The organism is Actinoplanes italicus, from assembly GCF_003001815.1.
GTDB lineage: Bacteria > Actinomycetota > Actinomycetes > Mycobacteriales > Micromonosporaceae > Actinoplanes > Actinoplanes italicus.
Window position 1 is genome coordinate 11,769 of the sequence record NZ_PVMZ01000012.1, and the last position, 15,179, is coordinate 26,947.

Consider the following 15,179-nt stretch of genomic DNA (forward strand, 5'->3'; position numbering starts at 1 on the left):
CATGGGCCAAGCCGTCATCCTCACTGTCGACGACGACCCGTCCGTCTCGCGTGCCATCGCGCGTGACCTGCGCCGCCGCTACGCCGAGGACTACCGGATCCTCCGGGCCTCCTCGGGCTCCGAGGCCCTGGAGGCGCTGCGTGAGCTGAAGCTCCGCGGCGGCCGGGTCGCGGTCATCCTGGCCGACTACCGGATGCCGCAGATGAACGGCATCGAGTTCCTCGAAGAGGCGATGGACCTGTTCCCGCACGCGCGGCGGGCGCTGCTCACCGCGTACGCGGACACCGACGCCGCGATCCAGGCGATCAACGTGGTGGACGTCGACCACTACCTGCTCAAACCGTGGGACCCGCCGGAGGAGAAGCTCTACCCGGTGCTGGACGCGTTGCTCGACGCCTGGCAGGCGACCGGTGACAAGGAGCTGCCGGACATCCGCGTGGTCGGGCACCGGTGGAGCGAGCCGTCCTTCCAGATCCGTGACTTCCTGGCCCGCAACCTGGTGCCGTACCGCTACTTCGGCGCCGACGAGCCGGAGGGCCGCCGCCTGCTGGAGGCCGCCGGGGCCGGTCCGGAGGCGGTGCCCCTGGTGGTGACCGCCGACGGGCGGGCGCTGTCGCGGCCGACCGTTCAGGAGGTCGCCGAGGTGGCCGGGCTCTCCACGGCGCCCGGCCGCGACTTCTACGACCTGATCATCGTGGGTGGTGGCCCGGCCGGCCTGGGCGCCGCGGTCTACGGCGGCTCGGAGGGGCTCAAGACGCTGCTGATCGAACGCCAGGCGGTGGGCGGCCAGGCCGGGCAGAGCTCCCGGATCGAGAACTACCTCGGCTTCCCGGACGGCATCTCCGGTGCGCAGCTCACCGACCGGGCCCGCCGGCAGGCCGACAAGTTCGCGGCCGAGACGATCAGCACCCGCGAGGTGGTCGGGCTCCGGGCGGACGGTTCGGCCCGCACGCTGACGTTCGCCGACGGCGGCGAGGTCTCGGCGCACGCCGTGCTGCTGGCGACCGGCGTCTCGTACCGCCCGCTGGTCGCCGACGGCGTCGCCGAGCTGACGGGCTCCGGCGTGTTCTACGGCTCGGCCGCGACCGAGGGCCCCGCCTGCGCCGGCACCGACGTCTACATCGTGGGCGGCGCCAACTCGGCAGGGCAGGCGGCGCTCTTCTTCTCGCGGTACGCCCGCAACGTCACCCTGCTGGTCCGCGGCGACTCGCTCGAGGCGTCCATGTCGTACTACCTGATCCAGCAGCTCGCCCAGGTGCCCAACATCAGCGTGCGGACCCGCTGCGAGGTGATCGGCGCGCAGGGCCAGGGCCACCTGCAGACGATCACGATCTGTGACAACAAGGCCGGTAACAAGACGACGGTCGAGTGCGGTTACCTGTTCGTCTTCATCGGTGCCGAGCCGCGCACCGACTGGCTCGGCGACACCCTCCTGCGTGACGAGAAGGGCTTCATCCGTACCGGTACGGATCTGCTGCTGAACGGGGAGCGTCCGCGGGGATGGGATCGGGACCGGGATCCGTTCTACTTGGAGAGCAGTGTCCCCGGTATCTTCGCGGCCGGCGACGTCCGAGCCAGCTCGGTGAAACGGGTGGCCTCGGCGGTCGGTGAGGGTGCGATGGCCGTCGCGCTGGTCCATCGCTACCTGGAGGCCCAATAATGACCGATGTCGAGGAGATCCGCCTCGAACCGTGTGCGCCCGGTCAGCTCACCATCGATGAGCTGCGCACCCTGTTCCTGTTCGAGAAACTGTCCGGCGAGCAGCTGACCTGGCTCGCCGAGCACGGCTGCACCATGCGGGTCGGCGCCGGTGGCCTGGTGCTGCGCGAGGGCGACCCGGCCGTGTCATTCTTCGTGCTGCTCAGCGGCACGATCGCGCTGAGCCGCCGGGTCGGCGAGGACGAGGTCGTCACCACCCGCACCGAGCAGCGCGGCGTCTACATGGGCGCCACCCAGGCTTATCTCCGCGACGACGGGGTGCCCCGCAAGTACGCGGCATCCATGCGGGCGCTCTCCGACAGCGAGTTCTTCGTGCTCTCCGCCGACGACTTCGGCTGGGTCATGCGCGAGTGGTTCCCGATGTCGATCCACCTGCTCGAGGGCCTGGCCCTGGGCATCGCGAACTCGCAGGCGGCGATCGGCGAGCGGCAGCGCCTGGCCGCGCTCGGCGCCTTGTCCGCCGGTCTGATGCACGAGCTGAACAACCCGGCCGCGGCTGCCGCCCGGGCCACCAGCGCGCTGCGCCAGCGGGTCGCCGCGATGCGGATGAAACTCGGCAAGCTGGCCGCCGGCAAGGTCGCCCCGGACCGGCTCGTCGCCCTGCTGGAGCTGCAGGAGGAGGTCATCGAGCGGGCCGCGAAAGCTCCCGCGCTGACCGCCATGCAGACCGCCGACCTGGAGGACGAGCTCGGCGACTGGATGGACGAGCGGAACATCACCAGCGGCTGGGACGTCGCCCCGGTCTTCGCGCAGGGCGGCATCGACACCGGATGCCTCACCGACCTGGAGACGCGGCTGGGCTCCCCGGAGCTGCTCGACCAGGCGATCCACTGGATCGGGTACGCCCTGGAGACCGAGCAGCTGATGAGCGACATCGAGGACGCCACCGGCCGGGTGTCGTCACTGGTGCACGCCGCCAAGCAGTACTCCCACGTGGACCGGGCCGCCCACCAGTGGATCGACGTGCACGTCGGACTGGACAGCACGCTCGTGATGCTCGGCCACAAGATCGGCGAGGGCGTACGCGTGGTCAAGGAGTACGACCGGGACCTGCCCGAGATCCCGGCCCATCCGGCCGAGCTCAACCAGGTGTGGACCAACCTGATCGACAACGCGGTCCAGGCCATGGACAGCGCCGGGACCCTCACCGTCCGCACCTACCGTGAGGACGAGAGCCTTGTGGTGTCGGTCGGTGACACCGGCCCCGGCATCACGCCAGAGGTCCGCAAGCGGATCTTCGAGCCGTTCTTCACCACGAAGCCGGTCGGCCAGGGCACCGGCCTCGGCCTGGACATCTCCTACCGGATCGTGGTCAACGGCCACGGCGGGGACATCCGGGTCGAGTCGCAGCCGGGCGACACCCGCTTCCTGGTCCGGCTGCCGTTCACCGAACCGGCGTCAGCCTGAGATCAGCCCTCGGAGATATGCCGCCTGGCCGGCGTGCTGGATGTCATCGTCCAGGATGCTGACCAGGCGGACCCCGACGGTCACCGGCGGATCCCAGTCACGGTCGACGATCCGGTCCAGATCGGCGGGCGTCAGGCTTTCCAACGCCTCGACCGTACGATCATGCACGGCCTCGTAGTAGTCGATGAGAGCCTGATCGCTCTCCGGCGCGACGGCCGCGGCCTGCGCCGCGGTGTGCCCGTAACCGGTGTCCGACGGATCGGTCTTGAGCCCGAACCGCGGTCCCCAGTCACCGGTCACATAGATCTGCTCGCCGCCGACGATCCCGGTGATGTGGTGGTCCTGAACACGGGTCAGGTGCCAGATCAGCCAGCCGATCGAGTTGGCGCCCGGCTTCGGCGCCCAGCGCAGCTGCTCCGGGGCCAGGTCACGGACCGCGTTCTCGATCGTCTCCGGTAGACGGCCGTACCCGTCCGCGAGGATCTCGTGCACGTCCATGCTCACTCTCCCGTCTCGGCGCCCTCTTCCGGCGCGGCGCCGATGTCCGACTCCGTACCGGTATCGGTCTCAGTGTCCTCCGGTGTCCCGGTCTCCGGCGACGTCGTGGCCGTCGGCCCCTCGGACGTGGGAGCCGGCTCGGCCGGGGTGGTGGCGCCGGGGGTCGGTTCGGAGGGCGCCGTGGTGTCGGTGGCCGGGACGGCCGGGGGCTTCGAAGTGACCACCGCCGGCTCCTTCTCGTCGTGATCGTCGCCTGCCTGGTCGAACAGGATGGTCGGGCCGCCGTTGTCGCGCCCGCTGGTCACATCCGCCGCCGACCGGCCGGCGAACAGCTCCGCCGTGGTCAGCACCCCCAGCCCCAGGACGAAGAACGCGCCCGCCACCAGGGCCACCCGCTTCCAGTGGATCCTCCGGGGCTCCGTGACCGTCGTCTCCTCCGACGGAGCGGCATCGGTCGCCTCGACCGCGGGGGTACCCACCGCCGCCGGTGCGACCGTGAACGCCGACTGGAGCCGTTTCGCGCTGCGATCGATGGAACGGTGATAGATCTCCGTCCCGATCGAGCTGATCACGCTGGCCAGCGCGGCCCCGATCATCGTGCCTGCCACCCCGAGGAACGAACCCAGCACGGCCGCGGAGACGGCCGCCAGTGTGCCGGCGATGGTCTTCGGAATGTCGATTCCGGACCAGAAACGGCCCTCAGCCTGTACGGACATGAACTCCTGATCCCTGCGTGAGGATTTGCGCGGATCAGTTGGCCTTTACCTCCACGCCGTTCGCTAAACCCGCCGAGTCGGCCGCGACCCGCCGCCGGGTCAGCAGCCGGGTCCGCAGGATGCCCACCACCCCGACCGCGGCCACCAGGAACTGCACCGACATCGCGATGCGGAAGTCGTCGATGTGATAGTCGTTACTGCCGCCGGTGCGGGCGTCGAGGATCAGCCCGATCAGCTCGATCGTCACGAGCGACGCCACGAACCCGCCCACGTTCACCACACCGGTCGCGGTGCCCAGACGGCTCGGCGGGTTGAAGCTGCGGGCGAAGTCGAACCCGATCATCGAGCCCGGCCCGCCCAGGCCCAGCGCGATGACCAGCGCCACCAGCAGCGGCAGCGGCGCACGGCCGGGCCAGGCGATCACCACGGCCCAGGCGACCATGTTGATCGCCACGATGCCGAGCACCAGCCAGGAGCGGCGCAGCGGGTGCCGCTGCGTCAGCAGCCCCAGCACCGGGCCGGCCAGCATGCCGGTCACCACGAACACGGTCAGCAGCACACCGGCCGTGGACCGGCTCAGGCCCTCGCCCGCGACCAGGAACGGCACACCCCACATGAGCGCGAAGACCGTACCGGTGAATTGGGTGGTGAAATGCGCCCACAGACCCAGCCGCGTGCCCGGATGCCGCCACGAGCTGCCCAGGTCGGTGCCGAGTCGCTGCCAGCTGATCGAGCCGCCGCTGCTGATCCGCCGCTCCGGCGTGTCCCGCAGTGTGGCAAGTACCACGATCGCCACGAACAGCCCGGCCCCGGCGGCGCCGACGAACGCGGTGCTCCAGCCGTATCCGGCGAGAACGGCAGCCAGCGGTACGGCGGAGAGCACCTGCCCGAACTGGCCCATGATCCCGGTGAGCTGGGTGATGACCGGCACCCGCGACGCCGGGAACCAGCGCGGCACCAGGCGCAGCACGCTGATGAACGTCATGGCGTCACCCGCGCCGACCAGCACCCGGGCGAGGATCGCCCCGCCCATGCCGTCGGTGAACGCGAGCAGCACCTGCCCGGACGCCATCACGACCGCACCGGCCAGCACAAGGCGCAACGATCCGAACCGGTCGAGCAGTAGGCCCACCGGGATCTGCAGCGCCGCATACACGAGCAGCTGCAGCACCGCGAACACGGCCAGCGCACTCGCACCGACCCCGAACCGCTCCTGCGCGTCGAGCCCGGCCACCCCGATCGAACTGCGATGAAGTACGGCAACCGTGTACGCGGCCAGGCCGGCGGCCCACACCGCCCAGGGACGCAGGGCCATCAGACGCCTCTCACCGGGGTAACGTGCGCTTACCACCCTCCGTCGTTACCCACACCCCCGGCAACGTGCGCCTTCTCACGTGCCCCCGCCCGCGTCCCGCGCTGCTCGTGTCCCGCGCTGCTCGTGCCCTCGGCGCCCCGCCGTCTGGTGTGGTGATCTGTGGCTGGCCGGTGGGCGCTGTTCGCCACGTTGCGTCGTCCGCCGTCTCGCGTGGTGATTCGTGGTCGGCGAGTGTGATTCGTCCACAGGGGCGGTCGTCATCCACAGGCACTTCGGCGCGCCGTGGTTCATTCTGCGAGCGTGGCCCTCATGGCCGAATCCGTCAGCCCGGATGACACGTTCATCCGCCTCAACTCCCAGCAATCCGGCATCCTCACCGCGGCCCAGGCTGCGGACCTGTTAGGACGGGGAGTCGTACGAGGCCATCTGCGAACCGGGCGCTGGCGCAAGATCTGCCGGGACGTCGTCATGACCTCGAACGGGCCGATGAACCGATCGCAGCATCTCTGGGTCGCGACGCTCGTGGCCGGCCCGGAGGCGATGCTCGCCGGGGTGACCGCACTCACCGAAGCCGGCGTGCGTGGGCTCGAGGAGGGCACGGTGCGGATCCTCGTTCCGGCCGAGCGCAAAGTCAGCACCCGCCTGCCCGCGATGCCGGCCGAGATGCCACCGGTCCGGGTGACGCGGACGAGAGTGCTGCCCTCCGACCACCGGCAGGTGGGAAGTCCACCGCGAACAATCACCGCTCGGGCCGTGGTCGACGCGGCAGTCTGGGCGCGGAGTGCGGATGCCGCACGGACCGTCATCGCGGTGAGCTGTCAGCAACGCCGGGTCACACCCGGGCAGGTCTTCGAGGTGCTTGCGATACGACAGCGCCTGCCCCGGGCCCGACTGATCGAACAGACGCTGACCGACATCGCCGGTGGAACCCAGGCACTCTCCGAGATCAACTTCAAGCGGCTCTGCCGGAACTCACAGCTACCCATGCCGGACTTCCAGGAACGGCGTCGTGACGCGTCGGGGCGGATTCGGTTCCTCGACGCCTATTGGGAGAAGTGGCGTCTTCATGCGGAGATCGACGGCGCTCACCACATGGACGTCGATCACTGGGCAGCCGACATGCTGCGGCAGAACGACGTGTGGCTCGCCGGCGATCGAGTGTTGCGTTTCCCCGCGGGCCTGCTTCGTTCACGGCCGGAGGTGGTGGCCGGGCAGTTGCGGGCCGCACTCCGGGCCGCAGGCTGGTGCGATTGATCATGTGGTGACTCAAGACTCGATCCAGCCGCAGCTCACCACGTAGGCAAGCGTCCGTCAGTGTGTGGTGGCCTGTGCCTGTTGGCGAGCCGTGAGTCACCACGCGAGGGGTGGGGCGGTGCTGTGTGGTGAGCAGCGCCCGCCCGCGAGCCGCAGCTCACCACGTAGGCAAGCGTCCGTCAGTGTGTGGTGGCCTGTGCCTGTTGGCGAGCCGTGAGTCACCACGCGAGGGGTGGGGCGGTGCTGTGTGGTGAGCAGCGCCCGCCCGCGAGCCGCAGCTCACCACGTAGGCAAGCGTCCGTCAGTGTGTGGTGGCCTGTGCCTGTTGGCGAGCCGTGAGTCACCACGCGAGGGGTGGGGCGGTGCTGTGTGGTGAGCAGCGCCCGCCCGCGAGCCGCAGCTCACCACGCAGGCAAGCACCCGCCAGTGTGTGGTGACCTGTGCCCGTTGGCGAGCCGTGAGTCACCACGCGAGGGGTGGGGCGGTGCTGTGTGGTGAGCAGCGCCCGCCCGCTGACCGTAGGTCGCCACGCGAAGGTGGTGTCAGGGCTGGAGGTGGGTCTGCAGCCAGGCCAGGGTCTCGGTCAGGAACTCGGCCCGGGCGGCCCGGTGCAGCAGCTCGTGGCCTTCGCCGGGGAACAACAGGTAGCGGTGCGGATGGCCACGGGCCGCCAGGGCGTCGGCGACCTGGGTGGCCTCGATCACCGGTACGTTGCTGTCGTTGGCGCCGTGCACGATCAGCAGCGGCGCCCGCAGCCGGTCGATCCGGTGGATCGGTGACAGATCGCGCAGCAGGTCGGCGTCGTGGACCGGGTGGCCGTACTTGCTGACGGCGGCCGCGGCGATCCACGGCTCGGTGTGCTCGTAGAAGGTGGCGAAGTTCGACATGCCGCAGATGTCCACGCCCACCTCGAACAGCTCGGGGAACCTGGTCAGCACGGCCAGCGTGAGATAGCCGCCGTAGGAGCGGCCCATCACGCCGACGCGCCCGGCGACCCCGCTGTCCCGCAGGTGGTGCACGCAGCTGCGGACGTCCTCGATCGCGCCGTACCGCAGACCGATGTTGTCGGCGTCGACGAACGAGCGCCCGAAACCGGACGAACCCCGCACGTTGGCGGCGAACACGGCGATGCCACGGTCGGCGAGCGACTGGAAGAGCGGCCCGTGTCCGGGGCGTTCCTGCGCCTCGGGACCGCCGTGCAGCCAGATCACGGTCGGGTGCGGGCCGGGCGTGCGCGGCGTGAACAGCCACCCGGTGAGGGTGAGCCCGTCGTGCGCCGGGAAGACCCGCAGCTCGGGGCGGATCGCGGTGGGCGCGGCGGGTGCGGCGGAGACCGCCTCGACCTCTCCGGAGTCGCGCTGCCACACCCAGACGCCGTTCGGCTGTCCCGGCCCCTCGGCGGTGAACCCGAGCGTCCTGCCGTTGTGGCTCCAGGTCAGTTCACCGGCCACGGGGCCGGGCAGCGGGATCCGGCGGGGGACGCGATCGCCGTCGTGGTCCAGGTCGATCAGCGCGACCTCCGACTCGCCTCCCCGGACGTTCCACAACACCGCGGCGGTACGCCCATCGGCCGCCACCTCGAAGTCCTCGACCTCGGCGGCGTCCGCGGCCGAGACGGGCGAGCCGGCCGAGATGGGCGAGCCGGCGGAGACGGCCGAGATGGGCGAGCCGGCGGAGACGGCCGAGATGGGCGAGCCGGCTGAGACGGCCGAGATGGGCGAGCCGGCCGAGCCGGCCGAGACGGGGGAGACGGGCGAGCCGGCCGAGACGGGGGAGACGGGCGAGCCGGCGGAGATGGAGGAGCCGGCCGACGGCACCGAGACGACCGAGGCGGGCGATCCGGCCGACAGCACCGAGACGAGTGAGCCGGCCGAGACGGGGGATTGGGCCAGGATCTCGACGGCGTCCCCGGCGATGCGCAGCAGGGCCGGGAACTCGCCGTCCTGGCTGAGCGCGTACACGCATCCCCCGCCGGGGCTGAAGACGGCCCGCTCCCCCCGGGTGACCGGCTTCTCCACGCCGCCGGCTAGATCACGCAGCACGATGTGGCGGGCGCCGCGTGGCCCGTACCGCAGAAGCGCGAAGCGCCCCGCCGGATCGACGTCGAGAAGCGAGACCAGATCGCCCTCGGTGACCACCGTCCTGACGCCGGTGACGACGTCGATCAGGACGGCCGACGTCAGATTCTCGGTGACCGCCAGGATCGGCCGCCCGGGCAGCCACCGGATGTTGTCGGCGGTGTCCGTGCCGAAACCGGCGACCTGGTGCAGGTCGGAGCCGTCCGGCCGGACCAGCCACACCTCGTTGCGGGGCGCTCCGCCGGGCGTGATCTGGCAGGCCAGCCACCCGCCGCCGGAGGACCACCGCACCGTCGACACCGGTTCGGGCCCGGTGCCGACGCGGAAGGCCATCTCGCTGCCGACCGGTTGCACCCAGACGGCGGGTACGCCGCCGCGGTCGGAGACGTACGCCATGTGCCGCCCGTCGGGGGAGAGCGCCGGCGACCAGTTGCCGGCGATCTCCGACTCGAGGGCGTGCCACCCGGCCGGCAGCACGGTCACGTCTACGCGATGGAGCTGGCCTTCCACCGGCGATCCTCCTGTCTACAACTGCTGCAACCACATCTCCAGCAGCGCGAGCTGCCACAACTGGTTCGCACCGAGCGTGGTGCGCGGGGTGTTCGGGTCGGCGAGGAGGGCGTCGACGTACTCCGGCCGGAACAGGGCCCGCTCCCGGGCGGCCTGCGCCCGCAGAGTTTCGCGGACCAGGTCGAGCACCGGTCCCTCCAGGTGCCGGATGCCGGGCACCGGGAAGTAGCCCTTCGGCCGGTCGATGATCTCGTCGGGGACGAGACCGCGGGCCGCGTCCTTGAGCACCCCCTTGCCGTCGCGGGCCAGCTTCAGTTCGGGCGGGCAGGCCGCCGCGATCTCCACCAGCTCGTGATCCAGGAACGGTACGCGCGCCTCCAGCCCGAACGCCATAGTCATGTTGTCGACCCGTTTGACCGGGTCGTCGACGAGCATCACCTGCGAGTCGAGACGCAGCGCGGCGTCGACGGCGGTGGTCGCACCGGGCCGGGCGAAGCTCGCCTCGACGAACTCGCGGCTGACATCGGCGTCGACCAGCCACTGCGGGTTGAGCTGCCGGGCGAGGTCACCGTGCGGCCGGTCGAAGAACTCCTTCGCGTACGCCTCGGCGGCCCGCTCGCGGGGAACGCCGGCGAGGGGTGGGTACCAGCTGTAGCCCGCGAAGATCTCGTCCGCGCCCTGCCCTGACTGTACGACCTTGACATGCTTCGCGACGTCTTCGCTGAGCAGGTTGAACGCGATGCAGTCGTGACTCACCATCGGCTCGCTCATCGCCGCCACGGTGCGCTGCACCGCCGGCAGGAACCGGTCCTGACCGATCCTGATCTGGTGGTGCTCGGTGCCGAACTTCCTGGCGACGATGTCGGAGTATGCGAACTCGTCCCCGCTCTCCCCACCGCCCGACTCGAACCCGATGCTGAACGTGGTGATACCCCGCTGCCCCTGCTCGGCCAGCAGCGCCACGATGAAACTCGAGTCCAGCCCGCCGGAGAGCAGCACCCCGACCGGCACGTCGGCGACCATCCGCCGTTCCACCGCCTGGCGCAGTTTGTCGCGTACCGCCTCGGTCCATTCCTGTTCTGTCGCCGCCACCGGCCGGGTGAACGCCGCCTCCCAGTAGACCCGCTCGCTCGACGTCCCGTCGGCGCGGATCACCCGCACGGTCGCGGGCGGCAGTTTCCGCACCCCGGCCAGGATCGTCCGCGGGGCCGGCACCACCGAGTGGAACGTCATGTAGTGGTGCAGCGCCACCGTGTCGATGCTGGTGTCGACACCGCCGGCCGCGAGCAGGGCGGGCAGCGTCGAGGCGAACCGCACGCGCCCCGGCGACTCGGCCAGGTACATCGGCTTGATCCCGAGCCGGTCCCGGGCCAGCGTGACGGTTCCGAACTCGTGCTCGGCGATCGCGAAGGCGAACATCCCGAGGAACCGGGTCACGCAGTCCGCGCCCCACCGGTGGTACGCCTTGAGGATCACCTCGGTGTCCGACGACGAGAAGAACGTGTAGCCGTGCCCGGTGAGCTCCTCGCGCAGCTCGCGGTAGTTGTAGACACAGCCGTTGAAAACCACGGTGAGTCCGAGCTTCTCATCGGTCATCGGCTGCGCGCCGGCCTCCGACAGGTCGATGATCTTCAGCCGGCGGTGGCCGAAAGCGATCCGGCCGCCGTCCCACAGACCGTCGCCGTCCGGGCCGCGCGACTCCATGCCGGGCAGCATCCGCCGGACCGCCTCGGTGTCCGCCCTCCGGTCGCCGTAACAGATCTCGCCGGCGATCCCGCACATAAGAAATCCTCCCTAATCAGCCCAGCAACCAGGTGTCCTTCGATCCGCCGCCCCGTGACGAGTTGACGATCATGCTTCCGGCGGGTGCCACCCGGGTCAGCGCGGCCGGGGCGACCACCGACTCGGTGCCGGTGAACACGAACGCGCGCAGGTCCACGTGCCGCGGGGCGAGCCGATGCCCGTCGAAGACCGGATGGGTCGACAGATTCACCACCTCCTGGGCCACCCATCGGTGCGGGGCGGCCTTGATCTGGCGGCGCAGCGCGTCCAGGTCCTCGGCGGTCGCGTGCGGGCCGATCACGATCCGGTCCCCGCCGTAGCCGTCGACCGGCTTGCAGACCAACTCGTCGAGGCGGCCCAGCACCTCGGTCCTCTGCTCCGCGATGCCGCACAGATAGGTGGGCACGTCGGCGATCAGCGGCTTCTCGTTCAGGTAGTACTCGATGAGCGCGGGCACGTAGGCGTACACCGCCTTGTCGTCGGCGATGCCGTTGCCGAGCGCGTTGGCCAGCACCACGCTGTCGGAGTGCAGCGCCGACACCAGGCTCGGGCCGAGCGGCATGCCGTCCGCGCCGGGGGAGTGCACCAGACTGTCCTCACCCATCCGCAGGTAGATGACGTCGACCGGGTGCCGGTGACCGTTGCGCAGGCGCCACACCCGGCCCTCGTCGACGAACAGTTCGGTGCTGCGCACCACCGGCACGTCCATCGCCTCGGCGAGCATCTTGTGCTCGAACCAGGCCGAGTCGTCCGGCCCCTGACTGAGAACGACCAGCGCCGGGTCGTCCCCGGCCGCCGGACCGGCCGCCTCCAGCAGCGCCCGCTTCAGCAGCTTCGGCGTCTCCTCGACGGAGATCAGCGCGGCGGGGCGCGGCAGCTCGGGCAGCACGCTCCAGGTGAGCCGGCGGTTCTGCATGGCGTAGGCGATCCCGGACGGCACCCGCAGGTTGTCCTCCAGCACACACCACTTGCCGGCGTCGTCCCGGACCAGATCAACACCGGCCACCTGGGTACGCACAGCGGGCCGCCCGATCAGCGCACCACTGGCACGCAGCTCCGGGGAGCCGTTGATCACCCATTCCGGGACGATCCCGTCGGCCACCACCTGCCGCTCGCCGTAGACGTCGTTCAGGAACGCGTTCAGCGCCCGCACCCGCTGGATCAGGCCCTTCTGGATCCCGGCCCAGTCGTCGGCCGGGACGATCCGCGGCACCAGATCGAACGGGAACAACCTGGTCGCGGCCTCCCCGGCGACGCTGAACGTGATGCCGCGGGCCCGCTGCTCGTCGTCGCGGTGATCCTCACGCTGCCGCAGGCCGGTCGCGCCGAGCGAGGTCAGGACCGGCAGGATCCCCGCGTACGCCGGGGCGACCCGCCCGCTCGGGAAGGCCTCGTCACCGTCGGCCACGTACGCCTCGATCAGCGCCGGCGCCGGAGAACCGGCCGGACCCGCCTCGGTGACACCGCCGCGGGTGTCGGCCACCAGCATGTCCACCACGTCGGAGAGCCGGCCGCGCCGGGCCAGTGCCCGCCGCTGCCGCGCCGCCGAACTGCCCCGGCTCAGCGCCCGCAGGGTCAGGTCGAACACCTGGTCCCAGTCACCGAGCTCCTCCAGCTGCGGCCGCAGCTCGCCGACCAGGCGCTCGACCGCAACGGCGGCCGGCACCGGGACCGGCGAACGGGGCAGGTCGAGCAGGTCGCCCTCCAGTCCCGAGCGGGCGGCCCGCCACATGGCGGCGCGGTGCAGCGGCGGCCGCGGCGTGGGAAGTGGCAGACCGGCCCGGTACTCACCCTGTGCGCGCAGCACGAGAGCACGGAAGATCCCGGCCAGCAGGACGACCGTCTCGATGTCCGGACTCGCGTCGGTGACCCGCAGCTCCACGGTCGGGACGTGCGCCGACGGCCGGACGTCGAAGTAGACCATCTTCGGGTCGCTGATCGTCCCGGACGCGATCAGGTCGCTGACCAGGTCCTCGTGCTCCTGTGCGGAGTGCAGCCGGCCGCTGTCGCCGGCGGTCGGCCAGCGCATCCACACCAGCGAGCGGACACTCGCGTACCCGGAGTCCTCACCCAGCCAGTAGGGCGAGCTGGTCGAGAGGGCGAGCAACACCGGGAGCACCGGGCTGACCCGCTGGGCGACCGAGACCGCCTCGTCACGGTCCGGCACCCCGACGTGCACCTGCGTGCCGCAGATCAGCTGCTCCCGTACGAGCATCTGGTATTCGTGAAGCATCCGCTGGTAGCGCGAGGTCGGCGTGACCGGGAGCGCGTCCAGGTCGACGAGCGGCACGGTTCCCGCCGCGACCAGCCCCAGCCCGAGGGACTCGGCCACCCCGACAGCCTCGCGGCGCCGCCCGGCGACACCGGTCCGCAGGTCGTCCAGCGATGCGCTGACCGGCGTGTTCGTCTCCACGACCGATCGGTGCAGCTCGGCGGAGAAGTGCGTGGCGTCCAGCCGGTCCAGGATCTCGGGAGCCCGCGGTACGAGCTCGCGCGTACCCAGATCGACGACGTGCAGCTCTTCCTCCACGCCGAGCGTCAGGGCGGCCGGGCCGGAGGTCCGGTGCTGTTCAGCCTGCAGTGAATCCGTCATGGACCGCCCCTTGCCTTCGTCATCTCTCTGCCGTATCCGTCGGAGCTTTCCCACCGGATGTGGCGAATCCGTGACGTGCCCATTTCGTGCCACCGTCAAGCATGACGATCACGACACAGGCGACCGGCCGGTCAGACTGCTCCAGCTCACCGGTACTCTCCCGGTGACGCCCGACACCCGGAGGTCAGGAAATGAGCAGCGTTGTCGTCATCACCGGATCCGCCGGTCTGATCGGCTCGGAGGCGGTCCGGCACTTCGCCGGCCTGGGCATGGACGTGGTCGGGGTCGACAACGACATGCGCGGGTACTTCTTCGGCGCCGACGGTTCCACCCAGTGGAACCTGCAGCGGCTCGTCAAGGAGGTCGGTGACCGCTACATGCACCACAGCGTCGACATCCGGGACCGTGACGGCCTCGACCGGCTCTTCACCGAACTCGGCTCCAACATCGGCCTGGTGATCCACGCTGCCGCGCAGCCGAGCCACGACTGGGCCGCCCGCGAGCCCTTCACCGACTTCGACGTCAACGCGGTCGGCACGATCAACATGCTCGAGGCCACGCGACGGCACGCCAAGGACGCGCCGTTCATCTTCACTTCGACCAACAAGGTGTACGGCGACACGCCGAACTCACTGCCGCTGGTCGAGCTGGAGACGCGGTGGGAGCTGCCCGAGGACCACCAGTGGTACGGCGGCATCGACGAGACCATGTCGATCGACAACAGCATGCACTCGGTCTTCGGCGCCTCCAAGGTGGCCGCCGACATCATGGTGCAGGAGTACGGCCGCTACTTCGACATGCCCACGGCGGTGTTCCGCGGTGGCACGCTGACCGGTCCCGGTCACTCGGCGGCGGAGCTGCACGGCTTCCTGGCGTACGTGATGCGCTGTGTCATGGAGCAGCGGACCTACAAGATCTTCGGCTACAAGGGCAAGATGGTCCGCGACGCCATCCACTCGTACGACCTGATCACCGCGTTCGAGGCGTTCCACAAGGCCCCGCGCGTCGCCGAGATCTACAACATGGGCGGCGGCCGGTTCTCCAACTGCTCGCACATCGAGGCGTTCAAGATCGCGTCGGAGATCACCGGGCTCGAGGCGCAGACCGAGTACGTCGACCAGAACCGGATGGGCGACCACCAGTGGTGGATCAGCGGCACCGGCCGGTTCGAGCAGCACTACCCGGACTGGAAGCTGACCTACGACGTGCCGGCCATCCTGCGCGAGATCTACGAGGCCAACCAGGAGGTCTGGAAGGCCTGACCGGCTGTGGCCCCCGGACCGATGGATTCGCTGCCATGCGCAGCG

At 70.4% G+C, this 15,179-nt stretch carries 10 protein-coding genes; 4 read left to right on the forward strand and 6 right to left on the reverse strand.

The window, feature by feature from the left end; translation table 11 throughout:
- The first annotated feature begins 1 nt into the window (after position 1).
- Positions 2-1,660: an NAD(P)/FAD-dependent oxidoreductase gene (locus CLV67_RS27150; RefSeq protein WP_106323262.1), complete on the forward strand. Its 1,659-nt coding sequence runs from the start codon at positions 2-4 to the stop codon at positions 1,658-1,660.
- A complete protein-coding gene (locus CLV67_RS27155) occupies positions 1,660-3,126 on the forward strand; it encodes an ATP-binding protein (protein ID WP_106323264.1) in 1,467 nt (488 codons plus the stop codon). Before CLV67_RS27150 ends, CLV67_RS27155 begins: the two co-directional genes overlap by 1 nt.
- Here CLV67_RS27155 and CLV67_RS27160 read toward each other — a convergent pair.
- From CLV67_RS27160 to CLV67_RS27170, 3 genes are read right to left on the reverse strand one after another with little or no spacing between them, the layout of a single operon-like run.
- A complete protein-coding gene (locus CLV67_RS27160) occupies positions 3,118-3,624 on the reverse strand; it encodes a mycothiol transferase (RefSeq protein ID WP_106323266.1) in 507 nt (168 codons plus the stop codon). The two genes, CLV67_RS27155 and CLV67_RS27160, sit on opposite strands and share 9 nt — an antisense overlap.
- Before the next feature lie 2 nt (positions 3,625-3,626).
- Positions 3,627-4,340 carry a hypothetical protein gene (locus CLV67_RS51205; RefSeq protein WP_146169303.1) on the reverse strand — a complete coding sequence of 238 codons (714 nt, stop codon included), beginning with the start codon at positions 4,338-4,340 and terminating at the stop codon, positions 3,627-3,629.
- 34 nt (positions 4,341-4,374) lie between these two features.
- Positions 4,375-5,655 (reverse strand): MFS transporter, encoded by a 1,281-nt coding sequence (locus CLV67_RS27170; RefSeq protein ID WP_106323268.1) that lies wholly within the window; start codon positions 5,653-5,655, stop codon positions 4,375-4,377.
- Positions 5,656-5,964: 309 nt separating this feature from the next.
- Here CLV67_RS27170 and CLV67_RS27175 point away from each other — a divergent pair, with 309 nt between their 5' ends.
- Entirely contained in the window at positions 5,965-6,909 is a 945-nt protein-coding gene (locus tag CLV67_RS27175) for a PDDEXK family nuclease (protein WP_106323270.1), read from the forward strand.
- Between the two features lie 542 nt (positions 6,910-7,451).
- Here CLV67_RS27175 and CLV67_RS27180 read toward each other — a convergent pair.
- The 3 genes from CLV67_RS27180 to CLV67_RS27190 are packed head-to-tail and all read right to left on the reverse strand — an operon-like array spanning position 7,452 to position 13,872.
- Positions 7,452-9,497, reverse strand: coding sequence for a prolyl oligopeptidase family serine peptidase (locus CLV67_RS27180; protein ID WP_170154016.1), 2,046 nt, complete (start codon positions 9,495-9,497; stop codon positions 7,452-7,454).
- 15 nt (positions 9,498-9,512) lie between these two features.
- Positions 9,513-11,279, reverse strand: coding sequence for an N-acetylglutaminylglutamine amidotransferase (locus tag CLV67_RS27185; RefSeq protein WP_106323272.1), 1,767 nt, complete (start codon positions 11,277-11,279; stop codon positions 9,513-9,515).
- A 16-nt stretch (positions 11,280-11,295) separates the two neighbouring features.
- Positions 11,296-13,872: a carboxylate--amine ligase/circularly permuted type 2 ATP-grasp protein gene (locus tag CLV67_RS27190; RefSeq protein ID WP_106323274.1), complete on the reverse strand. Its 2,577-nt coding sequence runs from the start codon at positions 13,870-13,872 to the stop codon at positions 11,296-11,298.
- A 191-nt stretch (positions 13,873-14,063) separates the two neighbouring features.
- Here CLV67_RS27190 and CLV67_RS27195 point away from each other — a divergent pair, with 191 nt between their 5' ends.
- Positions 14,064-15,134 (forward strand): NAD-dependent epimerase/dehydratase family protein, encoded by a 1,071-nt coding sequence (locus CLV67_RS27195; RefSeq protein WP_106323276.1) that lies wholly within the window; start codon positions 14,064-14,066, stop codon positions 15,132-15,134.
- The last annotated feature ends 45 nt before the right edge of the window (positions 15,135-15,179 follow it).

Excerpts from the sequence above, each read along its gene's own strand:
- CLV67_RS27185 (WP_106323272.1), bottom strand. The coding sequence starts at position 11,279 with ATGTGCGGGATCGCCGGCGAGATCTGTTACGGCGACCGGAGGGCGGAC.
- CLV67_RS27155 (WP_106323264.1), top strand. The coding sequence starts at position 1,660 with ATGACCGATGTCGAGGAGATCCGCCTCGAACCGTGTGCGCCCGGTCAG.
- CLV67_RS27170 (WP_106323268.1), bottom strand. The coding sequence starts at position 5,655 with ATGGCCCTGCGTCCCTGGGCGGTGTGGGCCGCCGGCCTGGCCGCGTAC.
- CLV67_RS51205 (WP_146169303.1), bottom strand. The coding sequence starts at position 4,340 with ATGTCCGTACAGGCTGAGGGCCGTTTCTGGTCCGGAATCGACATTCCG.
- CLV67_RS27195 (WP_106323276.1), top strand. The coding sequence starts at position 14,064 with ATGAGCAGCGTTGTCGTCATCACCGGATCCGCCGGTCTGATCGGCTCG.
- CLV67_RS27160 (WP_106323266.1), bottom strand. The coding sequence starts at position 3,624 with ATGGACGTGCACGAGATCCTCGCGGACGGGTACGGCCGTCTACCGGAG.
- CLV67_RS27150 (WP_106323262.1), top strand. The coding sequence starts at position 2 with ATGGGCCAAGCCGTCATCCTCACTGTCGACGACGACCCGTCCGTCTCG.
- CLV67_RS27175 (WP_106323270.1), top strand. The coding sequence starts at position 5,965 with ATGGCCGAATCCGTCAGCCCGGATGACACGTTCATCCGCCTCAACTCC.
- CLV67_RS27190 (WP_106323274.1), bottom strand. The coding sequence starts at position 13,872 with ATGACGGATTCACTGCAGGCTGAACAGCACCGGACCTCCGGCCCGGCC.